24 protein-coding genes are annotated in these 23,340 nt (G+C 52.6%); 12 read left to right on the top strand and 12 right to left on the bottom strand.

What is annotated here, in order from left to right; genetic code table 11:
- The 3 genes from sdaA to pabB form a co-directional block, all read right to left on the bottom strand.
- Positions 1–1,365 (bottom strand): L-serine ammonia-lyase, encoded by a 1,365-nt coding sequence (gene sdaA, locus WN16_RS17100; protein WP_003020994.1) that lies wholly within the window; start codon positions 1,363–1,365, stop codon positions 1–3.
- 183 nt (positions 1,366–1,548) lie between these two features.
- The gene (locus WN16_RS17095; protein WP_003020991.1) at positions 1,549–2,127 is read right to left on the bottom strand and encodes a CoA pyrophosphatase; all 579 of its coding nucleotides are present in this window, start codon (positions 2,125–2,127) and stop codon (positions 1,549–1,551) included.
- 3 nt (positions 2,128–2,130) lie between these two features.
- Positions 2,131–3,492, bottom strand: coding sequence for an aminodeoxychorismate synthase component 1 (pabB, locus tag WN16_RS17090; protein WP_044700240.1), 1,362 nt, complete (start codon positions 3,490–3,492; stop codon positions 2,131–2,133).
- Positions 3,493–3,575: 83 nt separating this feature from the next.
- Between pabB and WN16_RS17085 the strand changes: the two genes are divergently transcribed.
- Complete coding sequence (locus WN16_RS17085) at positions 3,576–3,755, top strand: YoaH family protein (protein ID WP_003020986.1); 180 nt, start codon at positions 3,576–3,578, stop codon at positions 3,753–3,755.
- A gap of 6 nt (positions 3,756–3,761) precedes the next feature.
- On the opposite strand, the gene WN16_RS17080 is transcribed toward WN16_RS17085, so the two are convergent.
- A complete protein-coding gene (locus tag WN16_RS17080) occupies positions 3,762–4,106 on the bottom strand; it encodes a RidA family protein (RefSeq protein WP_003020984.1) in 345 nt (114 codons plus the stop codon).
- A gap of 141 nt (positions 4,107–4,247) precedes the next feature.
- On the opposite strand from WN16_RS17080, the gene WN16_RS17075 reads away from it, so the two are divergent.
- The 5 genes from WN16_RS17075 (at position 4,248) to rnd (ending at position 10,681) form a co-directional block, all read left to right on the top strand.
- Positions 4,248–6,158: an ATP-dependent DNA helicase gene (locus tag WN16_RS17075; RefSeq protein ID WP_003020980.1), complete on the top strand. Its 1,911-nt coding sequence runs from the start codon at positions 4,248–4,250 to the stop codon at positions 6,156–6,158.
- A gap of 58 nt (positions 6,159–6,216) precedes the next feature.
- Positions 6,217–6,912 (top strand): tRNA (adenosine(37)-N6)-threonylcarbamoyltransferase complex dimerization subunit type 1 TsaB, encoded by a 696-nt coding sequence (gene tsaB / locus WN16_RS17070; protein WP_044700237.1) that lies wholly within the window; start codon positions 6,217–6,219, stop codon positions 6,910–6,912.
- Positions 6,913–7,006: 94 nt separating this feature from the next.
- Positions 7,007–7,591 (top strand): Slp family lipoprotein, encoded by a 585-nt coding sequence (locus WN16_RS17065; protein WP_003020975.1) that lies wholly within the window; start codon positions 7,007–7,009, stop codon positions 7,589–7,591.
- A 204-nt stretch (positions 7,592–7,795) separates the two neighbouring features.
- Positions 7,796–9,481 (top strand): long-chain-fatty-acid--CoA ligase FadD, encoded by a 1,686-nt coding sequence (fadD, locus tag WN16_RS17060; RefSeq protein WP_003020970.1) that lies wholly within the window; start codon positions 7,796–7,798, stop codon positions 9,479–9,481.
- Between the two features lie 84 nt (positions 9,482–9,565).
- Positions 9,566–10,681 carry a ribonuclease D gene (gene rnd / locus WN16_RS17055; RefSeq protein WP_008322612.1) on the top strand — a complete coding sequence of 372 codons (1,116 nt, stop codon included), beginning with the start codon at positions 9,566–9,568 and terminating at the stop codon, positions 10,679–10,681.
- Between the two features lie 50 nt (positions 10,682–10,731).
- Here rnd and WN16_RS17050 read toward each other — a convergent pair whose 3' ends face one another.
- Positions 10,732–11,817, bottom strand: a complete 1,086-nt coding sequence (locus WN16_RS17050) for a tartrate dehydrogenase (RefSeq protein WP_032949464.1) — start codon at positions 11,815–11,817, stop codon at positions 10,732–10,734.
- Positions 11,818–11,920: 103 nt separating this feature from the next.
- Between WN16_RS17050 and WN16_RS17045 the strand changes: the two genes are divergently transcribed.
- Positions 11,921–12,838 carry a LysR family transcriptional regulator gene (locus WN16_RS17045; protein WP_032935407.1) on the top strand — a complete coding sequence of 306 codons (918 nt, stop codon included), beginning with the start codon at positions 11,921–11,923 and terminating at the stop codon, positions 12,836–12,838.
- Positions 12,839–12,924: 86 nt separating this feature from the next.
- Here WN16_RS17045 and minE read toward each other — a convergent pair whose 3' ends face one another.
- Genes minE through minC form a run of 3 tightly spaced genes read right to left on the bottom strand, consistent with a single transcriptional unit; the run spans position 12,925 to position 14,738 of the window.
- Positions 12,925–13,191 carry a cell division topological specificity factor MinE gene (gene minE / locus WN16_RS17040; protein WP_001185666.1) on the bottom strand — a complete coding sequence of 89 codons (267 nt, stop codon included), beginning with the start codon at positions 13,189–13,191 and terminating at the stop codon, positions 12,925–12,927.
- A 3-nt stretch (positions 13,192–13,194) separates the two neighbouring features.
- Positions 13,195–14,007: a septum site-determining protein MinD gene (minD, locus tag WN16_RS17035; RefSeq protein WP_003020956.1), complete on the bottom strand. Its 813-nt coding sequence runs from the start codon at positions 14,005–14,007 to the stop codon at positions 13,195–13,197.
- 23 nt (positions 14,008–14,030) lie between these two features.
- The gene (minC, locus tag WN16_RS17030) at positions 14,031–14,738 is read right to left on the bottom strand and encodes a septum site-determining protein MinC (RefSeq protein WP_003844062.1); all 708 of its coding nucleotides are present in this window, start codon (positions 14,736–14,738) and stop codon (positions 14,031–14,033) included.
- 126 nt (positions 14,739–14,864) lie between these two features.
- Here minC and WN16_RS17025 point away from each other — a divergent pair, with 126 nt between their 5' ends.
- The 3 genes from WN16_RS17025 (at position 14,865) to WN16_RS17015 (ending at position 16,426) form a co-directional block, all read left to right on the top strand.
- Complete coding sequence (locus WN16_RS17025; RefSeq protein WP_003020949.1) at positions 14,865–15,158, top strand: YcgL domain-containing protein; 294 nt, start codon at positions 14,865–14,867, stop codon at positions 15,156–15,158.
- A 69-nt stretch (positions 15,159–15,227) separates the two neighbouring features.
- Complete coding sequence (locus WN16_RS17020; RefSeq protein ID WP_003020947.1) at positions 15,228–15,887, top strand: fumarylacetoacetate hydrolase family protein; 660 nt, start codon at positions 15,228–15,230, stop codon at positions 15,885–15,887.
- A gap of 92 nt (positions 15,888–15,979) precedes the next feature.
- A complete protein-coding gene (locus WN16_RS17015; protein WP_003020944.1) occupies positions 15,980–16,426 on the top strand; it encodes a YcgN family cysteine cluster protein in 447 nt (148 codons plus the stop codon).
- A gap of 29 nt (positions 16,427–16,455) precedes the next feature.
- On the opposite strand, the gene WN16_RS17010 is transcribed toward WN16_RS17015, so the two are convergent.
- The 3 genes from WN16_RS17010 to nhaB all read right to left on the bottom strand — a co-directional run bounded on the left by WN16_RS17010 (position 16,456) and on the right by nhaB (position 19,124).
- Positions 16,456–16,797, bottom strand: a complete 342-nt coding sequence (locus WN16_RS17010) for a DUF1971 domain-containing protein (RefSeq protein WP_003020940.1) — start codon at positions 16,795–16,797, stop codon at positions 16,456–16,458.
- A gap of 110 nt (positions 16,798–16,907) precedes the next feature.
- The gene (dsbB, locus tag WN16_RS17005; RefSeq protein WP_003844060.1) at positions 16,908–17,438 is read right to left on the bottom strand and encodes a disulfide bond formation protein DsbB; all 531 of its coding nucleotides are present in this window, start codon (positions 17,436–17,438) and stop codon (positions 16,908–16,910) included.
- A 141-nt stretch (positions 17,439–17,579) separates the two neighbouring features.
- Positions 17,580–19,124 carry a Na(+)/H(+) antiporter NhaB gene (nhaB, locus tag WN16_RS17000; RefSeq protein WP_003020934.1) on the bottom strand — a complete coding sequence of 515 codons (1,545 nt, stop codon included), beginning with the start codon at positions 19,122–19,124 and terminating at the stop codon, positions 17,580–17,582.
- A gap of 236 nt (positions 19,125–19,360) precedes the next feature.
- Here nhaB and fadR point away from each other — a divergent pair, with 236 nt between their 5' ends.
- Complete coding sequence (gene fadR, locus WN16_RS16995) at positions 19,361–20,080, top strand: fatty acid metabolism transcriptional regulator FadR (protein ID WP_003020931.1); 720 nt, start codon at positions 19,361–19,363, stop codon at positions 20,078–20,080.
- 102 nt (positions 20,081–20,182) lie between these two features.
- Here fadR and WN16_RS16990 read toward each other — a convergent pair whose 3' ends face one another.
- Complete coding sequence (locus WN16_RS16990) at positions 20,183–21,715, bottom strand: SpoVR family protein (RefSeq protein ID WP_044700234.1); 1,533 nt, start codon at positions 21,713–21,715, stop codon at positions 20,183–20,185.
- Between the two features lie 322 nt (positions 21,716–22,037).
- Between WN16_RS16990 and WN16_RS16985 the strand changes: the two genes are divergently transcribed.
- Entirely contained in the window at positions 22,038–23,336 is a 1,299-nt protein-coding gene (locus tag WN16_RS16985; RefSeq protein ID WP_003841565.1) for a D-amino acid dehydrogenase, read from the top strand.
- Positions 23,337–23,340: the final 4 nt, after the last annotated feature.

Raw genomic sequence — 23,340 nt, 5'->3', positions numbered from 1 at the left:
TTAGTCACATTGAACTTTGATCGCCAGGCCACCGCGTGACGTTTCGCGGTATTTGGCGTTCATGTCTTTACCCGTTTCGTACATAGTCTCAATGACCTTATCCAGCGAGACGCGCGGCGCGCTGGTACGGCGCATTGCCATACGCGCAGCGTTGATCGCCTTCACTGAGGCAATTGCGTTACGCTCAATGCACGGTACCTGTACCTGACCGGCAACCGGATCGCAGGTTAAACCGAGGTTATGTTCCATGCCGATTTCAGCAGCAACACACACCTGTTCCGGGCTTGCGCCTAACAGTTCAGCCAGACCCGCGGCAGCCATGGAGCAGGCTACGCCCACTTCACCCTGACAACCTACTTCTGCACCAGAGATAGAGGCGTTCATTTTGTACAACGCGCCAATCGCACCGGCCGCCAGGAAATAGCGGGTATAGATATCCGGGCTAACGGACTCAATGAAATGATCGTAATAGGCCAGTACCGCAGGCACGATACCGCAGGCACCGTTGGTTGGCGCTGTCACTACGCGACCGCCCGCGGCGTTTTCTTCGTTAACGGCCAACGCAAACATGTTCACCCAGTCGATCACGTTCATTGGATCGTTGGACAGCTTATCGCTGGAAACCAGCATACGACGCAGGGCTGAAGCACGGCGAGGAACGCGCAGCGGACCCGGCAGCACACCTTCGGTGTTCATGCCACGATCGATACATGCCTGCATGGTTTGCCAGACGTGGCCAAAGTACTCTTCAATCTCTTTCTTACTGTGCAGCGCAAGTTCGTTCTGCATTGCCATGCCAGAGAGAGACAGGCCGGTGCTGTTGCAATATTCCAGCATTTCAGTAGCGGATTTGAACGGATAAGGCACGCTGACCTCGCCCGAGGCATCCTGACCAAAATGTTCTTCATCAACGATGAATCCACCGCCGATTGAGTAGTAGGTTTTGCTATAAATGACGGTTTCGCCATTGTACGCATGGATCTGCATTCCGTTTTCATGCAGCGGCAGGTTGCCGTTGTGAAAACGCATCCCGTCATTCTGCGGGAAATCCACTTCGTGCTGACCCTGCGCAAGCAGCAGGCGTCCACGCGTTTCTACGTCGCGGATAAATCCTGGGATGCTATCAATATCCACGGTAGCAGGCTCATTGCCCGCCAGACCCATAATAATGGCGATATCGGTGTGGTGACCTTTACCCGTGAGCGACAGTGAACCATACACGTCGACGGCGACACGAGTAACGCTGTCCAGTAATCCTTTTTCGACCAGGTCATCGACGAACTGTTTACCCGCCTTCATAGGCCCTACGGTATGGGAAGATGAGGGACCAATCCCCACCTTAAACATGTCGAATAGACTAATCACGATAATACTCCTACAGGGCGACTGGGCTTTCCAGTAACGATGTTATAACTGCGCATAGTGTAAGAGGGAACGCGGCGATCGGCTTAACTATTCACATGAATTAAACTAATAGATAACCGCGGTTTTACTAATGTTGTGACCTGAGTTTCAAGTTGTCTATTGTGTGCGTAAAGATAAGTATAGTCAGGGCTTGACGCCAATTTGCAGCGCCAGCTCACGAATTATTCCGGCAGTCATTCCCCAGACGAAATATTGCTCATACCAGGAAAGCCATACGCGATGTGAATCGCCACGACGGTAAATATCCAACGGGTGGTAACGACCTAAATGCAGGGCCTGGGCCAGCGGCATTTCGAACACTGCGGAAACTTCATCTTCACTGGCGCGATACGGCAGATTAGGCGGGATAATGCCTACCACAGGGGTGACCTGGAAACCGGTCACGCTGTCGACAGGCGGCAGAACGCCAATCACTTCTACGCATGAAGGTGGGATCGCCACCTCCTCCTGCGCTTCGCGAAGGGCGGCGGCAATTAACGAGGCATCACTGCTATCCACTGCCCCACCGGGGAATGCGACCTGTCCGGCGTGCTTGCGCAGGTGAACGGAACGCTGGGTTAACAGCAACCCCGGCTGTGGGCGACGCACGACGGGGATCAGTACGGCGGCCTGGCGCTGGTTTAACGCGGCATGATTGACCTGCGGGCGCAGGAGTTGAAAGCGCGATAAAAAATCATCAAGCGTCAGGCTGCTGTATTCCACGTGTCAATTCTCCAGTTGGTGCAAAATGCGATTCACTTTATCAAATGTTTCCTGATATTCAGCGTCTTCCTGACTGTCTGCAACAATACCACCGCCTGCGGAGCAATAAATTTGTCCGTTTGTGGCTGTCAGCGTGCGAATGGTAATGCTGGTATCCATATTGCCGCAAAAGCTCAGATAACCAATGCTGCCGCACCAGGCGTTGCGTCTTTGCGGCTCCAGTTCGTCGATAATTTCCATCGCCCGCACTTTCGGCGCGCCGGTAATAGAGCCGCCGGGGAAGGCGGCGCGTAGCAGATCGGTGGCGTATAATGACTCTGGCAGACGTGCGGTAATGGTGCTGACCAAATGATGAACGGCAGGGAACGGTTCGACGATAAACAGCTCCGGAACCTGTACCGAACCCGGTACGGCAACGCGGCCAATATCATTACGCATCAAATCGACGATCATCAGGTTTTCCGCACGATCCTTCGGCGAATTCGCCAGTCGCCGGGCCTGCTCACGATCGGCATCGGTATCTCCAAGCCTCGGTAGCGTGCCTTTAATCGGACGCGTCTGGATGTGCTGGTTTTCCAGCAGAATAAATCGTTCCGGCGAAAGGCTGAGGATTGCACCTTCCTCAAGACGAATAAATGCACTAAACGGGGCGCGGTTGGCGTGATTGAGAGTGACAAATGCCTGCCACTCATCGCCCTGGTAATGCGCCTGAAAACGCTGGGCAAGATTGACCTGGTAACAGTCTCCGCTGTGCAGATAATCCTGCACCTGGCGGAATTTTTCGCCGTACTGAGCGCGGCTCATATTAGACTGCCACGCCGAAGTTAATGTAAACGGCTCACGCGTTGGCGGTTGTTGCGCGTCGAGCCATTTCAGGCGAGCCTCGACATCGGTATGGCTGAGCAGCGATACGGTCTGCAACTGGTGATCGACAATCAGTGCCCAGTCGTAAATGCCAACGGCCATATCCGGTAGCGTAATATCGCGCTCTGCAATAGTGGGCAGAGATTCGAAGCGTCGGCCAAGATCGTAGCCAAACAGACCTAACGCACCGCCCTGAAACGGCAGGTCTGGGTGATATTCGGGGTGAATCTTGTGTGCGATTAGTGCGGAATGTAATACCGTCATGGGATCATCAAGCGAGCGCGAGGTTGCGTGCCCGTCCTGCACTACGGTCTCTGTAGCTCGCGTAACAAGCGTGGTGACGGGATCCGCCACTAGAATATCAAAGCGGTTATGCGGATGGTCGGCTTGACCCGAATGCAGCAGCATCGCCCAGGGCAGATGGCTTAATGTCGAAAAATAGCGTTCAGCGGCGTCCTGACGCCAGGGTAATGTGATTACTGCGGGAGATAACGTCTTCATCAGTCCTGACTCGTTGCTACTCTACTGGCTAACTGCCCGGTAGCATGAAATAATTAGCGCAGACAATTTAGCAGGAGTTAACAATGTTTGCAGGTTTACCTTCACTCAGTCATGAGCAGCAGCAAAAAGCGGTAGAGCGTATTCAGGAGCTGATGTCGCAGGGGATGAGCAGCGGACAAGCCATTGCTCTTGTTGCTGAAGAGTTACGCGCCAGTCATACCGGCGAGCGGATCGTGGCGCGTTTTGAAGATGAAGACGAATAACGCCGCTTAAACTGCAGCGATAATCTTAATCTCAACTTTGTATTTCGGGTTCATCAACCCGGCCTGAACGGTACAACGTACCGGCGCGTGACCCGCAACAACCCACGCGTCCCAGGCTTTGTTCATGGCGGCAAAATCGTTTTTGTCTGCCAAAAACAGGGTGGCATCAAGAATACGTGACTTGTTGCTGCCTTGTTTTTCCAGCACCGCATCAATTTGCGCCAGCGTATTTGCCGTTTGCTCAAAAGCGTCTGCATCCAGATTTTCCGGCACGCCAGTGTAATACAGCGTGTTGTTGTGGATAACCACGTCGGACCAACGCGCTTCGGCATCAATGCGCACAATCGTCATAAATCATTCCTCATTTACGTGTTTTCAAATGGCTTTGGGTTGCGCCAAGACTGCCATAATGTTGTGCCCACGTCACCTCTTCAACTGGCGAAAGAGCTGCTGGCCTGACATAATCCCTGTTCAAATGAACAGGGGGGCAGTGTGACGGACGATTTTGCAGCAGACGGTCAGTTGGCTAAAGCAATACCGGGTTTTAAACCGCGAGAACCACAGCGGCAGATGGCCATCGCCGTCAGTCATGCCATCGAAAAATCACAACCGTTGGTGGTAGAAGCCGGAACCGGGACGGGTAAAACCTATGCTTATCTTGCCCCAGCGCTGCGTGCCGGAAAGAAGGTCATTGTCTCCACGGGCTCGAAGGCGTTGCAGGATCAGCTATACAGCCGCGATCTCCCGACCGTCGCTAAGGCACTAAAGTTCACCGGTAAACTGGCGCTGCTGAAAGGGCGTTCAAACTATCTGTGCCTTGAACGTCTCGAACAGCAGGCGCTGGCGGGTGGTGACTTGCCGGTACAAACGTTAAGCGACGTCATCCTGCTGCGCTCCTGGTCAAATCAAACCCTTGATGGGGACATCAGCACCTGCGTCAGCGTGGCGGAGGACTCTCAGGCCTGGCCGTTGGTCACCAGCACTAATGACAACTGTCTGGGCAGCGACTGCCCGCTATATAAAGAGTGTTTTGTCGTGAAAGCGCGTAAAAAAGCGATGGATGCGGATGTCGTCGTGGTTAACCACCATCTGTTTCTCGCTGATATGGTGGTAAAAGAAAGCGGGTTTGGCGAATTGATCCCGGAAGCTGATGTAATGATCTTCGATGAAGCGCATCAGCTACCGGATATCGCCAGCCAGTACTTTGGTCAATCGCTCTCCAGTCGCCAGCTGTTAGACCTGGCGAAAGACATCACCATTGCATATCGCACCGAGCTGAAAGACACTCAGCAGTTGCAAAAGTGCGCCGATCGCCTTGCACAAAGCGCTCAGGACTTCCGCTTGCAACTTGGTGAGCCGGGCTATCGCGGAAACCTGCGGGAACTGCTGGCCGACCAGCGCGTACAGCGCGCGTTTTTGCTGCTCGATGACACGCTGGAGCTATGTTATGACGTGGCGAAGCTGTCTCTTGGGCGTTCGGCGTTGCTGGATGCCGCGTTTGAACGCGCCACACTTTACCGTGCGCGCCTGAAGCGTCTGAAAGAGATCAACCAGCCAGGCTTCAGCTACTGGTATGAATGCACCTCCCGCCATTTCACTCTCGCGCTGACGCCGCTCACTGTGGCGGATAAATTCAAAGAAGTGATGGAACAAAAGCCGGGCTGCTGGATTTTTACTTCCGCGACGTTGTCGGTAAACGATGACCTTCATCATTTCACCGCGAGGTTGGGGATTGAAGATGCCGAGTCGATGTTATTGCCGAGTCCATTTGATTACACGCGCCAGGCGCTGCTGTGCGTGCCGCGTAATCTCCCGCAAACCAACCAGCCGGGGGCTGCGCGTCAGTTAGCATCCATGCTGCGACCTATTATCGAAGCGAACAACGGTCGCTGCTTTATGCTGTGCACTTCGCACGCGATGATGCGCGATCTGGCGGAACAATTCCGCGCCACCATGACGCTTCCCGTTCTGCTGCAGGGCGAAACCAGTAAAGGGCAACTGTTACAGCAGTTTGTCAGCGCAGGTAATGCGCTTCTGGTTGCCACCAGCAGCTTCTGGGAAGGCGTGGACGTGCGCGGTGATACGCTGTCGCTGGTGATAATCGACAAACTGCCGTTTACCTCGCCGGACGACCCGCTGTTAAAAGCCCGAATGGAGGATTGTCGACTGCGCGGCGGCGATCCGTTTGAAGACGTCCAGTTGCCGGATGCGGTCATCACCCTGAAGCAGGGGGTAGGGCGTCTGATACGTGATGCCGACGATCGCGGCGTGCTGGTGATTTGCGACAATCGTCTGGTTATGCGGCCATACGGCGCCACCTTCCTGGCGAGTCTTCCTCCTGCGCCGCGGACGCGTGACATAGCTCGCGCGGTTCGCTTTCTTGCCATACCAACGACTGAGTAATTTGTTACGGAGTGTGGTAAGATGCGCGCCAAATTTATTGATCTGATCACAAACACCCATGCGAATTCTGGCTATCGATACCGCCACAGAGGCGTGCTCTGTTGCCCTGTGGAATGACGGTACTATCAAGGCTCACTTTGAGCTTTGCCCACGAGAACACACCCAACGAATTTTACCGATGGTTCAGGAAATCCTGGCCGCTGGCGATCTCACGTTAACCGATATCGACGCCCTGGCGTTTGGTCGGGGTCCCGGCAGTTTCACCGGCGTGCGTATCGGTATTGGCATTGCTCAGGGGCTGGCGTTAGGCGCAAACTTACCGATGATCGGCGTCTCCACCCTGGCGACCATGGCGCAGGGCGCCTGGCGTAAGTCGGGCGCGACTCGTGTACTGGCGGCGATTGACGCGCGAATGGGCGAAGTCTACTGGGCCGAATACCAGCGTGATGACAACGGCAACTGGCAAGGTGAAGAAACCGAAGCGGTGTTAACCCCCGAGCAGGTACATGAGCGTTTACTGCAGCTTTCTGGCGAGTGGGTAACTGTTGGGACGGGGTGGCCAGCCTGGCCTGAGCTTGGTAAAGACAGCGGTCTGACGCTCAGCGATGGTGACGTGCTGCTTCCTGCGGCTGAAGATATGCTGCCTGTCGCCGCGCAAATGCTGGCTGCGGGTAAGACCGTAGCGGTCGAACACGCGGAACCGGTTTATTTACGTAACACCGTGGCGTGGAAGAAACTTCCCGGTAAAGAATGAATCTTAGTAGTACATCCCCGGTTAATTTTCATAGACGTCGGTGCACAGCATTGTGAACAGGCCGGGGCAGAAGCTAAGAAAAGGGAGTCGCAATATGGCGGTGCAAAAGCAGTTATTGAAAGGTGTGTTGGCGGGGGCCTTGGCGTTAATGCTTAGCGGCTGCGTCACCATCCCGGATGCGATTAAAGGTTCGAGCCCGATGCCGCAGCAGGATCTGGTGCGGGTGATGAATGCGCCGCAGCTGTATGTCGGACAGGAAGCGCGTTTTGGTGGCAAAGTGGTGGATATTCAGAACCAGCAGGGAAAATCCCGTCTGGAAATTGCCACCGTTCCGCTCGATAGCGGTGCGCGTCCAGTGCTGGGTGAAGCCTCTCGCGGGCGTATATATGCTGATGTAAATGGTTTCCTCGACCCGGTGGACTTTCGCGGGCAACTGGTCACCGTCGTCGGCCCGATTAGCGGTACGGTGGACGGAAAAATAGGTAATACGCCGTATAAATTCATGCTGATGCAGGTAACCGGTTATAAACGCTGGCATATTACTCAGCAGATTGTCATGCCGCCTCAGCCTATCGACCCCTGGTTCTACGGTGCGCGTGGCTGGCCTTACGGTGGCTATGGTGGATGGGGCTGGTACAATCCCGGCCCGGCACAGGTTCAGACCATAGTAACAGAGTAACTCTTTGTTTTATTGGTAAAAGAAACAGCGGCCCGTCCGCTGTTTCTGCATTAACGTGGATATAAGAAAAATAAATAGTGACGTGCTTCGCAACCTTGTCGTTGTGTAATAAACAAACTGGTACGCTGAGTTAATATTATGTTAACAGTTTGTTTATTGCCTGGGGTTGTGATGACGACGAATACGCATTTTAGAGGTGATGTATTGAAAAAGGTTTGGCTTAACCGTTATCCCGCTGGTGTTCCTGCGGAGATCAATCCTGACCGTTATCAATCCCTGGTGGAACTCTTTGAACACTCAGTAAGACGGTATGCCGATCAGCCCGCGTTTGTAAACATGGGGGAGGTGATGACCTTCCGCAAGCTTGAAGAGCGTAGCCGTGCGTTTGCCGCTTATTTGCAACAGGGGCTCGGGCTGAAAAAGGGCGATCGCGTCGCGCTGATGATGCCGAATCTGCTGCAATATCCGGTCGCACTGTTTGGGATTTTACGTGCCGGCATGATCGTCGTGAACGTAAACCCGCTGTACACGCCTCGCGAGCTGGAACATCAGCTCAACGATAGCGGCGCGTCGGCGATTGTCATCGTATCTAACTTTGCCCACACGCTGGAAAAAGTAGTCGACAAAACGTCTGTGCAACACGTGATCCTGACGCGTATGGGCGATCAGCTGTCCACCGCCAAAGGGACGCTGGTTAACTTCGTCGTCAAGTATATCAAGCGTCTGGTGCCGAAATATCACCTGCCGGATGCCATCTCGTTTCGCAGTGCGCTGCAAAACGGTTATCGCATGCAGTATGTGAAGCCCGAAGTCGTGTCGGAAGATTTGGCGTTCCTGCAATATACTGGCGGGACAACCGGCGTGGCGAAAGGCGCGATGCTTACACACCGCAACATGCTGGCTAACCTGGAGCAGGTTAACGCCACCTATGGCCCGTTGCTGCATCCGGGTAAAGAACTGGTGGTAACGGCCCTACCGCTGTATCACATTTTTGCGCTAACGATGAACTGCCTGCTGTTTATTGAGCTAGGTGGTCAAAACCTGCTGATTACTAACCCGCGTGATATTCCGGGGCTGGTAAAAGAGCTGGCGAAGTATCCATTTACCGCGATGACCGGTGTCAATACGTTGTTTAACGCGCTGCTGAATAACAAAGAGTTCCAGCAACTGGATTTCTCTTCACTCCACCTCTCGGCAGGCGGCGGAATGCCGGTTCAACAGGCGGTAGCTGAACGTTGGGTGAAGCTGACAGGTCAGTATCTGCTGGAAGGCTACGGCCTGACGGAGTGCGCGCCGTTGGTAAGCGTCAATCCTCACGATATCGACTACCACAGCGGCAGTATCGGGTTACCGGTGCCTTCCACCGAGGTCAAGCTGGTGGACGACGACGACAACGAAGTGCCGCCGGGAGAACCGGGGGAGCTCTGCGTGAAAGGCCCGCAGGTGATGCTGGGCTACTGGCAGCGACCAGACGCCACTGACGAAATCGTCAAAGACGGCTGGCTGCACACCGGCGATATTGCAGTGATGGATGATGAAGGCTTCCTGCGTATTGTCGATCGTAAGAAGGACATGATCCTCGTGTCCGGCTTTAACGTCTATCCGAACGAAATTGAAGACGTGGTTATGCAACATCCTGGCGTGCAGGAAGTGGCTGCGGTTGGTGTTCCGTCCGGCAGCAGCGGTGAAGCGGTAAAAATTTTCGTGGTGAAGAAAGACGCCTCGTTAACCGATGAAGCGCTGGTCACTTTCTGTCGTCGTCACCTGACGGGCTATAAAGTACCGAAGCTGGTGGAGTTTCGCGATGAGTTGCCGAAATCTAACGTCGGTAAAATTTTGCGACGAGAATTACGTGACGAAGCGCGCGCCAAAGTGGACAATAAAGGCTGAGCGTTAAGTCAGCCAGCAGAAAACGCCGGGTAATCCGGCGTTTTTTTTGGCGCAAACCTAAGAGAGCACGATTTGAATTATCAAATGATCACCACGGACGACGCGTTGGCCACGCTGTGCGAAGCCGTCCGTGAATTTCCGGCGATAGCCCTGGATACAGAATTTGTTCGCACGCGTACCTATTATCCGCAGTTGGGGCTGATCCAGCTGTTTGATGGCAAACACGTTGCTCTGATTGATCCGCAGGGGATCACCGACTGGTCGCCGCTGCGCGATATTCTGCGTGATACTGCCATCACCAAATTCCTACATGCAGGTAGCGAAGATCTGGAAGTGTTTCTCAACACTTTTGGCGAACTGCCGCAGCCGTTGATTGATACGCAAATTCTGGCTGCTTTTTGCGGTCGTCCGCTGTCGTGGGGCTTTGCCGCGATGGTGGAAGAGTTTACGGGCGTGGCGCTCGACAAAAGCGAGTCGCGTACCGACTGGCTGGCCAGACCGCTGACCGAGCGTCAGTGTGAGTACGCGGCGGCTGATGTCTGGTATCTATTACCGATCACCACAAAACTGATGGTCGAAACTGAAGCCAGCGGCTGGCTGCCAGCCGCACTGGACGAATGTCGCTTAATGCAGCAGCGTCGCCAGGAGGTTCTGGCACCTGAAGACGCATGGCGCGACATCACCAACGCCTGGCAACTGCGTACCCGTCAGTTGGCCTGCCTGCAACTGCTTGCCGACTGGCGACTGCGTAAAGCTCGTGAGCGCGATCTGGCGGTGAACTTTGTGGTGCGTGAAGAACACCTGTGGTCGGTCGCTCGTTATATGCCAGGGAGTCTGGGTGAGCTGGATAGTCTGGGACTTTCCGGCAGTGAAATTCGCTTCCACGGCAAGACGCTGATCTCCCTGGTAGAGAAGGCACAGGCCTTACCGGAAGAGTCGCTGCCGCAGCCGCTGCTGAATTTGATGGATATGCCAGGCTATCGCAAGGCGTTCAAAGCCATTAAGACGCTGGTTACTGAAGTGAGTGCGGAACATAATCTTAGCGTCGAGCTGCTTGCTTCGCGTCGTCAGATTAACCAGTTGCTCAACTGGCACTGGAAATTAAAGCCGCAGCAGTCCCTGCCGGAACTGATTTCCGGTTGGCGTGGCGAGTTGATGGCAGAACGACTCAACGCGCTGCTGCAGGAATACCCACAGTAGAAAACCTAAAAAAACGGGAGCTGGCGCTCCCGTTTTTAATCGGATTTGAGTTAGCGACACAGTGCCTGACGAATGGCTTCACCTACCTGTTGGGTGGTGGCGCAGCCTTTCATATCTGGCGTTTTCGGGCCGCTGGCAATGACCTGCTCAATTGCCGCCAGAATACCGTCGTGGGCGGCTTTATAGTTGGCATCACCGTTGCCAAGGAAGTCGAGCATCATGGCTCCAGCCCAGATAGTCGCTATAGGGTTGGCGATATTCTGACCGTAGATATCCGGGGCCGAACCGTGTACCGGCTCGAACAGGGACGGGAAGGTGCGTTCCGGATTTAAGTTGGCAGAAGGCGCAATGCCAATCGTTCCGGTACAGGCTGGACCGAGATCGGAGAGGATGTCACCAAACAGGTTGGAAGCAACCACGACGTCAAATCGCTCAGGCTGCATGACAAAGCGGGCGCACAGAATATCAATATGCTGTTTATCCCAGCGGATCTCAGGATAGTGTGACGCCATCGCTTCGACGCGTTCATCCCAGTAGGGCATGCTGATGGCCAGCCCATTGGATTTGGTCGCCGAAGTCAACGTTTTGCGTGGGCGACTTTGTGCCAGTTCAAAGGCAAAACGCAAAATTCGGTCGACGCCACGGCGGGTGAAGACCGACTCCTGGATCACCATCTCGTGTTCAGTACCTTCGCTCACGCGTCCGCCGAGGGCAGAGTATTCTCCCTCGGTGTTTTCGCGTACGACGTAGAAATCAATGTCGCCAGGCTGCTTGCCAACCAGTGGGCAAGGAACTCCCGGAAACAGGCGCACCGGTCGCAGGTTGACGTACTGGTCAAATTCGCGGCGAAACTTAAGCAGCGAACCCCATAATGAGATGTGGTCAGGCACGGTGTCCGGCCAGCCAACCGCGCCAAAATAGATAGCATCGAAGGATTGCAACTGCTCATGCCAGTCATCGGGCATCATTTTGCCGTGATGGGCGTAGTATTCGCAGCTGGCCCATTCCATTTGCTCAAAGCTGAGCGACAACCCCCAACGCTCGGCGGCTGCCTGCAAAACATGAATGCCCTCAGGCAGGACTTCTTTACCAATGCCATCTCCGGGGATAGCGGCGATACGCCAGGTTTTCTTCATAGCAGCTCTCACTTGTGCGCCATCAAAATTGACTTTCCCCTTATCCTATAATTGACTGATTAATAGTTAATCCCCCTAACTGGTGAAACATAAAACACAGATCATGAATAATCTGCCGCTGCTAAAAGATTTACGCGTCTTTATGCTGGTTGCCCGTCGTGCAGGATTTGCCGCTGTTGCCGAGGAACTGGGCGTATCACCGGCTTTTATCAGTAAGCGCGTTGCCCTGCTGGAGCAAACGCTGAATGTTGTGCTGCTGCATCGAACAACGCGGCGCGTAACCATCACGGAAGAGGGGGAGCGGATCTACGAATGGGCGCAGCGGATCCTACAGGATGTCGATCAAATGATGGACGAGCTTTCTGATGCCAGGCAGGTCCCGCGGGGGATGCTACGTATTATTAGTAGCTTTGGTTTTGGCCGCCGGGTGGTGGCTCCGGCGCTGTCGGCGCTGGCAAAAGAGTACCCGCAGTTAGAACTGAGGTTCGATGTTGAAGATCGTCTGGTGGATATGGTGAATGAGGGCATCGATCTTGATATTCGTATCGGGGATGATATCGCGCCGAACCTGATTGCCCGCAAGCTGGCGACTAACTACCGTATTTTGTGCGCCTCGCCGGAATTTTTGACGCAGCATGGGACGCCGAAGCAACTCAACGATCTTGCCACTCTTCCTTGTCTGGTCATCAAAGAGCGCGACCATCCGTTTGGTATCTGGCAAATGCGCAATAAAGAGGGCGATCATTCGATTAAAGTTACGGGGCCTCTGTCATCTAATCATGGCGAAGTGGTACATCAGTGGTGCCTTGATGGGCAGGGAATAGCCCTGCGGTCATGGTGGGACGTTTGCGACAACATTACCAGCGGAAACCTGATACACATATTGCCCGAGTATTATCAACCAGCAAATATTTGGGCGGTGTATGTTTCCCGGCTGGCGACGTCGGCAAAAATCCGTATTACGGTCGAGTATTTGCGCCGCTATTTTACCGAAAACTATCCAAAGTTCACTTTGGAATAAAAGTGCAACAGGTTGGCAAGAAACAGAAAATAAAAAAGGCAGAATAATCTGCCTTTTTTGTAACGATGACTCTCTGAGCAAAGCCGTTATTTAGATTCTTCGGCTTCAGGTAATGTCACGTTAAGTTCGAGGATAGAAATATCGCCGTCTTTTTGCTCAAGCTGTACGGTCACCATTTCAGGATCAATTTGTACATACTTGCAGATAACCTCGAGAATATCTTTCCTCAACTGCGGTAAATAATGTGGCTCGGCGTCACTACGACGGCGTTCCGCAACAATAATCTGCAGTCGCTCTTTAGCGATGTTCGCTGTGCTCTTTTTCCGCGAGAGAAAAAAATCCAGTAATGCCATAACTTATCCTCCGAACAGGCGTTTGAGGAAACCTTTCTTCTCTTCTTCAATGAAGCGGAAAGGACGTTCTTCTCCCAACAGACGGTCTACGGTATCAGCATAGGCTTTACCGGCATCAGCATTGATGTCGAGAATAACCGGCTCACCCTGGTTAGACGCGCGCAGGACTGACTGATCTTCAGGAATCACGCCAACCAGCTTGATTCGCAGAATTTCCAGTACGTCTTCCATGCTCAGCATGTCACCTTTATTTACGCGGCCAGGGTTGTAGCGCGTCAGCAACAAATGCTCTTTAATCGGATCTTCACCGTTTTCCGCACGACGAGATTTCGACGCCAGAATACCCAGAATACGGTCAGAGTCACGTACAGAGGAAACTTCCGGGTTAGTGGTGATTATCGCTTCATCGGCAAAATACAGGGCCATCAGCGCACCGGTTTCAATACCCGCCGGAGAGTCGCAGACAATGAAGTCGAATTCCATCGTTTTCAGATCGTCCAGAACTTTCGCGACGCCTTCACGCGTCAGCGCGTCTTTATCGCGAGTCTGTGAGGCCGGAAGAATAAAGAGATTTTCGGTACGCTTATCTTTGATTAACGCCTGATTTAACGACGCATCTCCCTGAATAACGTTGACGAAGTCATAAACGACGCGGCGTTCACAACCCATAATCAGATCAAGGTTACGCAGGCCGATATCAAAATCAATAACGACAGTTTTCTTTCCCTTCTGGGCCAAACCTGTAGCGATGGCCGCGCTGGAGGTGGTTTTGCCAACGCCCCCTTTACCCGAAGTAACAACAATAATGCGTGCCATAGAAATTCCTTGTTAAAAAGGGATCAATTCAACGGTTGAACTGTCAAAGCGTTCTCTGCTAATTGCAGACGTGCCGCTTTGCCATAAAATTCTGCTGGGATTTTATCACTCAGCCAATAAACACCTGCGATAGACACCAGTTCTGCCGTCAGATGGGTACAAAAAATTTGCGCTTCCCGATCACCGCTAGCGCCTGCCAACGCCCGGCCTCTCATCATTCCATAAACATGAATATTGCCATCAGCGATAAGCTCTGCGCCTGCACTGACGTGGCTTGTAACAATCAGATCACATTGTGGTGCATAAATGCGCTGACCGGAACGAACCGGCACATTTATTAATCGTGTTTTTGTGATGGGAGTAACGTTTTGCGGCGGAGCGACGTGAGCCGGGGCCTCAACGGGCGCAGGACGAATAGCTTTTTCTTTACCTTCTGTCAGTAAAGGAAGACCCATTTCGTCGATTTCAGCCTTGAGTCTGGCGTCTTTGCATCCGCTAACGCCGATAATGCGCAATCCAGTAGACGCGACAACTTTCTGCAACGCTGACCAGTTTACCGGGCTTTCAAGACCACTCACGTTAACCACGACGGGAGCATGTTTTAAAAAAGCAGGTGCCTGCGCGATTTTGTCTTCCAACGCCTGACGAATAACCTCGGGTTCTGCTTCATGTAAGTGAACCACTGATAAGGTGAAGCTACTGCCTTTAAGCTCGATTGGCGTGTTTGACATCCTGGCCTTACTCAATTTGCTATTTATCATCCCCAGCGCGGGGTGATATTCCGAAGACTATAAGGCATGTTATAGTCAGTATTATATTGAGGCAAGCCACCATTCCGTGAATTCAGAGTAAAAGATATGTTTTGTGTGATCTACCGAAGCAGTAAACGTGACCAGACCTATTTATATGTCGAAAAAAAAGACGATTTCTCGCGAGTTCCTGAAGAACTGATGAAAGGATTTGGTCAGCCGACGCTGGCAATGATGCTGCCGCTTGATGGCCGTAAAAAGCTCGTTAATGCCGATCTGGAAAAAGTAAAACAGGCACTCACCGAGCAGGGCTATTATTTACAAATACCACCACCGCCAGAAGATTTACTTAAACAGCATCTGGCTGCGGCGAAACAAAATACACCAGACGCTAAACGTTAAACTGCATCCGGCAGCAGCACGCCCCATCGATGCAGTACCTGAAATCGATAACTACGTTAGGGGAAAATAATGTATCAACATCATAACTGGCATGGTGCTCTGCTGGATTATCCGGTGAGTAAGGTGGTTTGCGTAGGGAGTAACTATGCCAACCACATTAAAGAGATGGGCGGAACCCCTCCGGAAGAGCCGGTGTTGTTTATCAAACCGGAAACTGCGCTGTGCGATTTGCGCCAGCCGCTGGTGATCCCATCTGATATGGGTTCAGTTCACCATGAAGTTGAGCTGGCGGTACTGATTGGCGCGACCCTACGTCAGGCGACGGAAGAACATGTGCGCAAAGCCATCGCGGGCTATGGCGTCGCGTTGGATCTGACCCTGCGTGATATTCAGGGCAAAATGAAGAAAGCGGGGCAGCCGTGGGAAAAAGCGAAAGGTTTTGATAACTCTTGCCCGCTGTCGGGGTTTATTCCGGTGGCCGAGTTTAACGGCGATCCGCAGGATACGATGCTGGGGTTAACGGTCAACGGTGAAACACGCCAGCACGGCTCCACGGCGGATATGATCCATCAAATCGTTCCTTTGATTGCCTATATGAGTCGTTTCTTTACCCTCAAAGCGGGCGATGTTGTGTTGACGGGGACTCCAGCAGGTGTTGGGCCGTTAAACAGCGGTGATGAGCTGGCCATCAGTTTTCATGGTCAAACGCTGACGACACGCGTGCTGTAATCTCTTCTTGCCGCCTTTTCGGGCGGCAAAACTTGCATCAGCGTGCCAGACTGGTTATAAGGTGCAGCTTTATTGCAATAGCGGATACCCTGATGAGCGACATACCTTTCTGGCAAAGTAAAACCCTGGATGAAATGACCGATGCCGAGTGGGAGTCATTATGTGACGGGTGTGGTCAATGCTGCCTGCATAAGCTGATGGATGAAGACACCGACGAAATTTATTTTACCAACGTCGCGTGTAAGCAGCTCAATATCAAAACCTGTCAATGCCGTAATTACGAACGCCGATTCGAGTACGAGCCTGACTGTATCAAACTGACGCGCGATAATCTGCCTACCTTTGAATGGCTGCCGATGACCTGTGCTTATCGTCTGTTAGCGGAAGGTAAAGGGCTGCCGGAGTGGCATCCACTGCTGACGGGGTCCAAAGCGGCAATGCACGGCGAGCGTATTTCAGTACGTCATATTGCGGTGAAAGAATCGGAAGTGCGTGACTGGCAGGATCATATTTTGAACAAACCTTCATGGGCGGACTAAGCCGCCCATCGATTAGCAGGCGTAAGGGCTTAAGACTTTTTCGCCTGATACATCTCATCTCCATGGTTGTCATCTTCAACCCAGAAATTGATGTTGAATTGGGCGTCGTCGCTTAATTCAACGCGATGCCAGTACTGCGGCGGGCTGGTCGCGAACTGACCGGCATTAATTACCACTTTTACTTCAGGCTCTTTTGCGTCTTCATTGGCAAAACCGTAATACGTTACCGTACCTTCCATCACACAAAGCTGGCCAAAAACGCCTGCTGCAGTGTTATGGTGAGAAAGAAGTGCTGCGGGGACATTGTCTTTGGTAAAGAAGGGAGTAGAGCGTTTAACTTTCCAGTTTGCCGGGATGCGTAAATGGGACATAAGACATCTCCTTGGTGTGGCATCTATAAGATGTATTTAATATACATCTTATAGATGCCAGCAGGCAATGAATTTAAGCCAAAAAAAACGCTCCCGAAGGAGCGTCTCTGTTAGCGACCGAAGAGGTCACGTTTTTTCGGTTTGAACGGCTGTGCTATCACCACCAGCACGGCGACTACCAGGTAGGCGGCGAAGATCCCCAACAGCCACTGCGGCATTTCCAGGGTTAAAAAAGACCACTGGCGCTCAGCACAGTCACCGGACGCTAAAAACACCTGCGGCAGCCATTTGTCCAGTGGCAGCCAGCTTGGGAAGCGTGCGGCAAAATCACAGGTCATAAACGGGGACGGGTGCAGCTGAATCATGGTGTGTTCATATGCTAACTGAAGTCCGCGCCAGGCACTGTAAATCCAGATTATCATCGCCACATAGCGCAGCGGTGTTTTTGGTGCAATAGCACCCACCAGCCCTGCACCCATCACGCCAAATAATGCGCTACGTTCGTAAATACACAACACGCAAGGTTTTAGCAGCATGACGTGCTGGAACCACAGCGCAACGAGCTCCAGCGCAAAGGCGGTTAACGCCAACAATAACCATGCCCCACGACCTCGGGAGCACTGGTTTAAAAATCGCAACATAATCATTTCCCTGCAACATGCGTAGAGACCGCAGTTTAAACCAATTCACTTTATGCGCCACTAGCGGGAATTGAAAATTTGCGTAATCGGATAATTATCATGCAAAAAGTCAAACCGGGCAGTGATTTGCCCGGTTAATTGTTATGAAAGTGTAGCTAACCAGCCCGTTTGGGTCATCCACTCGGTCACCGGGACAAGCGTGAACTCGACGCAAAGCAGACCGACGAGCGTCAGGACGAGAGTATAAGGCAGAGCCATCCACACCATGCGACCATACGAGAGGCGAATTAACGGCGCCAGTGCAGAGGTCAGCAGGAACAGGAATGCAGCCTGGCCGTTCGGAGTTGCCACCGAAGGCAGGTTGGTCCCGGTATTGATCGCCACCGCTAACAGCTCATACTGATTGAGGCTGATGGTCCCCTGTTCCAGCGCGGCTTTGGCCTCGTTAATGTAAATGGTGCCGACAAATACGTTATCAGAAATAGAAGACAGCAGGCCATTGAAGAGGTAGAACAGCGTCAGTTGGGCATGTTCGGAGGATTGCAATACAAACTGAATGATCGGCGAAAAGAGCTGTTGATCGATAATCACCGCAACAACAGAGAAGAACACGGTCAGCAGGGCGGTGAAGGGCAGCGACTCGGTAAAGGCTTTACCTATCGCATGTTCGTCGGTGACTCCCGTCAAGGAGGTTGCCAGAATGATGACCGACAAACCGATCAATCCGACTTCTGCCAGATGCAGGGCCAACGCAACTACCAGCCAGACGCCAATAATAGCCTGGACAATCAGTTTGATTTTGTCCTGGCGGGTACGTTGCTGGCGGCTCTGATCGTCAAACTGTTGCAGGACATCACGAACGGTCTCCGGCAGCGTTTCGCCATAGCCAAACCAGCGCAATTTCTCGACCAGTACACAGGTTAACAGGCCGCAAATCAGTACCGGGACGGTAACCGGCGACATGCGTAGGAAAAAGTCGCCAAAATGCCAGCCAGCCGCTTTGGCGATAATCAGGTTTTGTGGCTCGCCCACCATGGTCATCACGCCGCCTAACGCCGTACCGACACCCGCGTGCATCATCAGGCTACGCAGAAAACCACGGAACTGCTCAAGAACGACCTTATTGTGCTGATCGATATGGCTGTCATCGAGCATGTTGTTGTCTTCCGCGCGGGAAGAGGCAACGCGATGGTAGATGCCATAAAAACCGACCGCAACGCTGATTACCACGGCCACGACGGTCAGCGCATCAAGGAACGCCGAGAGGAAAGCGGCCGCAACACAAAATGCCAGCGACAGCAGCGTTTTGGAGCGAATAGTGAGTAGCAGACGCGTGAAAATAAACAGTAGCAGCTGCTTCATAAAGTAGATGCCTGCCACCATAAACATCAGCAGCAATAACACCTCAAGGTTTGCGGCAACCTCTTCACGAACATGCGTTGCGCTGGTCATACCAATAATGACAGCTTCGATAGCCAACAGCCCGCCAGGCAGCAGTGGGTAGCATTTTAACGCCATCGCCAGCGTGAAAATGAACTCGGCCACCAGCAACCAGCCGGCGATAAAAGGGTTGATGAAAAAAATAATCGGGTTAACGACTAAGAAGACAAGCAGTGCAAGTTTGTACCAGTCTGGTGATTGACCTAAAAAATTGCGCCACATCGCGCGGCCCCATGATAGCTCCATGGTGATTTCCCTACCTTTAAAAATGAAATCATATTTTTATGTTTGACCGCAAAGCTTAGCGGGAGGAGGGAGTACAGGCAAGCTATTCACAAGACTGGCAAGGTTGGCTGTACTGTAGCGTTATTTGGAAAATGAAGCCTTGATCCACTTTTTCTTCATTGCGTCAGCTATCAGCTAAGATACCCATCTGGTATGATGTGTGTAACTATGTTTTGCTGTGTAATGGAATTTTTACTATGGTCATTAAGGCGCAAAGCCCGGCTGGGTTCGCGGAAGAGTACATCATTGAAAGTATCTGGAATAACCGCTTCCCACCTGGCACTATTTTGCCCGCTGAACGTGAACTCTCCGAACTTATTGGGGTGACACGTACCACGCTACGCGAAGTATTGCAGCGTCTGGCGCGAGATGGCTGGTTGACCATTCAACACGGCAAACCGACGAAGGTAAATAACTTCTGGGAAACTTCCGGGCTGAATATTCTTGAAACGCTGGCGCGCCTCGATCACGAGAGTGTTCCGCAGCTGATTGATAATCTGCTGTCTGTGCGTACCAATATTTCGACGATCTTTGTTCGTACTGCGTTTCGCCAGCATCCTGATAAAGCACAGGAGGTTCTGGCGACGGCAAATCAGGTGGCTGACCACGCTGACGCATTTGCCGATCTGGACTATAACATTTTCCGCGGTCTGGCATTTGCCTCCGGCAATCCGATTTACGGTTTGATCCTCAACGGTATGAAAGGATTATATACCCGCATTGGCCGCCATTATTTTGCCAACCCGGAAGCGCGCGCGCTGGCGCTGAGCTTCTACCACAAGCTGTCAGAACTCTGCGAGCAGGGTGCTCATGAGCAGGTGTATGAAACGGTGCGCCGCTACGGTCACGACAGTGGCGAGATTTGGCATCGTATGCAGAAGAATCTGCCGGGCGATTTGGCGATTCAGGGCCGTTAATCGCTCAAAGCCGGATGGCGACGCCAAAGCGTCTTATCCGGCCTGGAATGCATGCACTTCGTAGGCCGGATAAGGTGTTTACACCGCCTCCGGCAATAAGATTTACAGACCGTTCATCCTTGGCGGACAACGCTCCAACAGCTCCACGCTGCCATCTTCATTCTGCTGCTCCAGCATCACATCAAAACCCCAAAGCCGGTGTACATGCTTGAGCACTTCTTTGCGTCCTTTATCCAACGGTGCGCGGTTATGCGGAATATAGCGCAAGGTGAGCGAACGGTCGCCACGCAGATCGACATTCCAGATTTGAATATTCGGCTCCAGGTTGCTCAGGTTGTATTGCGACGACAACCTGTTGCGGATCTCACGATATCCTTCCTCGTTATGAATCGCAGAAATCTCCAGATAGTTGTGACGATCGTCATCCAGCACGGTGAACAGGCGGAAATCGCGCATTACCTTCGGTGACAGGAACTGGCTGATAAAACTCTCATCTTTGAAATCGCGCATCGCGAAATGCAGGGTTTCCAGCCAGTCGGAACCCGCTATATCCGGGAACCAGTATTTGTCCTCCTCGGTCGGCGACTGACAAATACGTTTGATATCCTGGAACATGGCAAACCCCAGGGCATAAGGGTTTATCCCGCTATACCACGGGCTGTTGTAGGGTGGCTGAAATACCACATTGGTATGGCTATGCAGAAACTCCAGCATAAACCGTTCGGTGACTTTACCTTCATCATAAAGGTGGTTCAGGATGGTGTAATGCCAGAAAGTGGCCCAGCCCTCGTTCATCACCTGCGTCTGTTTCTGCGGATAAAAATACTGGCTGACCTTGCGTACAATGCGTAACACCTCACGCTGCCAGGACTCCAGTAGCGGCGCGTTTTTTTCCATAAAATACAGCAGATTTTCTTGCGGCTCGGAAGGATATCGCCGCGCTTCGGAAATGGTTTTCTCTTCCTCTTTCTTCGGCAGCGTGCGCCACAACATATTGACCTGACTTTGCAGATACTCTTCACGACTTTTCTGCCGGGCTTTCTCTTCCTGTAGGGAGATTTTTTGCGGGCGTTTGTAACGGTCAACGCCGTAGTTCATCAGCGCATGGCAGGAGTCGAGGAGCTTTTCGACTTCATCCACCCCGTAGCGTTCTTCACACTGGGTTATATAGTTTCGTGCGAAGATTAGGTAATCGACGATGGAACTGGCATCCGTCCAGCTACGAAACAGGTAGTTGTTTTTGAAGAAGGAGTTGTGTCCGTAGCAGGCATGCGCCATCACCAGCGCCTGCATGGTGATGGTGTTCTCCTCCATCAGATACGCGATACACGGATTGGAGTTGATAACAATCTCATAGGCCAGTCCCTGCTGACCATGCTTATACAAGCGCTCGGTTTCAATAAACTTTTTACCAAACGACCAGTGAGGATAGTTGATCGGCATCCCGACGCTGGAGTAAGCGTCCATCATCTGTTCGGAGGTGATCACCTCGATTTGGTGCGGGTAGGTATCCAGTTTGTAGAGTTTCGCCACGCGATCTATCTCTGCCAGATAGACATCCAGCAGATCAAACGTCCAGTCGGGTCCATCGCTTAACCGTGTGCTGTCCTTGTTCATGGAATCAATCGTAGCCATTCGCGCACCCTCATTGTTGGCGGCACTCTCTGTCTGGAGTACCTCATTTCAAGCATAGAACATGGTGTTAAAAAACGTGCTGCGGCAGAAATTTTTTCTTTGCGATTTCTCGTTAGCGAGGCGTTGAAAAACGGCATTGCCGCAAAATTTTATGCTGGATAAAAATAACGCACAGCAGGAGATGCCAAAGCAGAGAGTTCCCCGCCATCACCGCTATATGTGAGATAAGTCACCATAAAAAAGCCATATGTTGAATAATATTTTCAACTGAGTTATCAAGATGTAATTAGATGATTGTTCTTTTACTGTTAACGGAGTGGCTATGCGAGTTGTCATACTGGGAAGTGGTGTCGTTGGCGTGACCAGCGCCTGGTACTTAAGTCAGGCTGGACACGATGTCACCGTCATTGATCGTGAGCCCGGTCCGGCACTGGAAACCAGTGCGGCGAACGCGGGGCAAATATCTCCAGGTTATGCGGCACCATGGGCGGCACCAGGCGTACCGCTTAAAGCAATCAAATGGATGTTTCAGCGCCACGCTCCGTTGGCCGTTCGTCTTGACGGAACCCAGTTCCAGTTGAAATGGATGTGGCAGATGCTGCGCAACTGCGACACCAGCCACTACATGGAAAATAAAGGACGCATGGTGCGACTGGCGGAATACAGCCGTGATTGTCTGAAAGCGCTGCGCGCCTCTACCGGTATTGAGTATGAAGGACGTCAGGGCGGAACCCTGCAACTGTTCCGTACCGCTCAACAGTATGAGAACGCCACTCGCGACATCGCCGTGCTCGAAGACGCTGGCGTGCCATATCAGCTCCTGGAAGCAAATCGTCTGGCGGAAGTCGAACCGGCACTGGCAGAAGTGGCGCACAAACTGACCGGCGGTCTGCGTTTACCGAATGATGAAACCGGCGACTGCCAGTTGTTTACCCAGCGTCTGGCGCAGATGGCGGAGCAGGCGGGCGTTAAGTTTCGCTTTAACACCCCGGTCGATAAGCTGCTGAGCGATGGTGAGCAGATTTATGGCGTCCAGTGCGGCGAAGAGATTATCAAAGCCGATGCCTATGTGATGGCGTTTGGTTCGTACTCCACTGCGATGCTGAAAGGGATCGTTGATATCCCGGTCTATCCGCTCAAAGGCTATTCGTTGACTATTCCGGTAGCGCAAGACGACGGCGCGCCGGTTTCTACTATCCTTGATGAAACCTACAAAATCGCTATTACCCGCTTTGACAATCGTATTCGGGTTGGCGGCATGGCGGAGATTGTCGGTTTTAATACAGAGCTGCTACAACCTCGTCGTGAAACGCTGGAAATGGTCGTACGCGATCTCTTCCCGCGCGGCGGTCATGTGGAGCAGGCAACCTTCTGGACTGGACTGCGTCCGATGACGCCGGACGGTACGCCGGTGGTGGGGCGCACCCGCTTTAAGAATCTGCTGCTCAATACCGGCCACGGCACGCTGGGCTGGACCATGGCCTGCGGTTCCGGTCAGTTGCTGAGCGATATCCTTTCTGGCCGTACGCCAGCCATACCTTATGACGATCTGAGCGTGGCGCGTTACAGTCCGGGGTTTACCCCCTCTCGTCCACGGCATTTACATGGCGCACATAACTGATAAG

This window comes from Citrobacter sp. ABFQG (assembly GCF_004322975.1).
Classification (GTDB): domain Bacteria; phylum Pseudomonadota; class Gammaproteobacteria; order Enterobacterales; family Enterobacteriaceae; genus Citrobacter; species Citrobacter freundii.
This window is presented reverse-complemented; position numbering and strand designations above follow the sequence as displayed.

Bases quoted from the DNA above. Each gene is read 5' to 3' on its own strand.
- pabB (WP_044700240.1), bottom strand. From the start codon at position 3,492: ATGAAGACGTTATCTCCCGCAGTAATCACATTACCCTGGCGTCAGGAC.
- WN16_RS17085 (WP_003020986.1), top strand. From the start codon at position 3,576: ATGTTTGCAGGTTTACCTTCACTCAGTCATGAGCAGCAGCAAAAAGCG.
- WN16_RS17080 (WP_003020984.1), bottom strand. From the start codon at position 4,106: ATGACGATTGTGCGCATTGATGCCGAAGCGCGTTGGTCCGACGTGGTT.
- tsaB (WP_044700237.1), top strand. From the start codon at position 6,217: ATGCGAATTCTGGCTATCGATACCGCCACAGAGGCGTGCTCTGTTGCC.
- WN16_RS17065 (WP_003020975.1), top strand. From the start codon at position 7,007: ATGGCGGTGCAAAAGCAGTTATTGAAAGGTGTGTTGGCGGGGGCCTTG.
- rnd (WP_008322612.1), top strand. From the start codon at position 9,566: ATGATCACCACGGACGACGCGTTGGCCACGCTGTGCGAAGCCGTCCGT.
- WN16_RS17050 (WP_032949464.1), bottom strand. From the start codon at position 11,817: ATGAAGAAAACCTGGCGTATCGCCGCTATCCCCGGAGATGGCATTGGT.
- WN16_RS17045 (WP_032935407.1), top strand. From the start codon at position 11,921: ATGAATAATCTGCCGCTGCTAAAAGATTTACGCGTCTTTATGCTGGTT.
- minE (WP_001185666.1), bottom strand. From the start codon at position 13,191: ATGGCATTACTGGATTTTTTTCTCTCGCGGAAAAAGAGCACAGCGAAC.
- minD (WP_003020956.1), bottom strand. From the start codon at position 14,007: ATGGCACGCATTATTGTTGTTACTTCGGGTAAAGGGGGCGTTGGCAAA.
- minC (WP_003844062.1), bottom strand. From the start codon at position 14,738: ATGTCAAACACGCCAATCGAGCTTAAAGGCAGTAGCTTCACCTTATCA.
- WN16_RS17025 (WP_003020949.1), top strand. From the start codon at position 14,865: ATGTTTTGTGTGATCTACCGAAGCAGTAAACGTGACCAGACCTATTTA.
- WN16_RS17020 (WP_003020947.1), top strand. From the start codon at position 15,228: ATGTATCAACATCATAACTGGCATGGTGCTCTGCTGGATTATCCGGTG.
- WN16_RS17015 (WP_003020944.1), top strand. From the start codon at position 15,980: ATGAGCGACATACCTTTCTGGCAAAGTAAAACCCTGGATGAAATGACC.
- WN16_RS17010 (WP_003020940.1), bottom strand. From the start codon at position 16,797: ATGTCCCATTTACGCATCCCGGCAAACTGGAAAGTTAAACGCTCTACT.
- dsbB (WP_003844060.1), bottom strand. From the start codon at position 17,438: ATGTTGCGATTTTTAAACCAGTGCTCCCGAGGTCGTGGGGCATGGTTA.
- nhaB (WP_003020934.1), bottom strand. From the start codon at position 19,124: ATGGAGCTATCATGGGGCCGCGCGATGTGGCGCAATTTTTTAGGTCAA.
- fadR (WP_003020931.1), top strand. From the start codon at position 19,361: ATGGTCATTAAGGCGCAAAGCCCGGCTGGGTTCGCGGAAGAGTACATC.
- WN16_RS16990 (WP_044700234.1), bottom strand. From the start codon at position 21,715: ATGGCTACGATTGATTCCATGAACAAGGACAGCACACGGTTAAGCGAT.
- WN16_RS16985 (WP_003841565.1), top strand. From the start codon at position 22,038: ATGCGAGTTGTCATACTGGGAAGTGGTGTCGTTGGCGTGACCAGCGCC.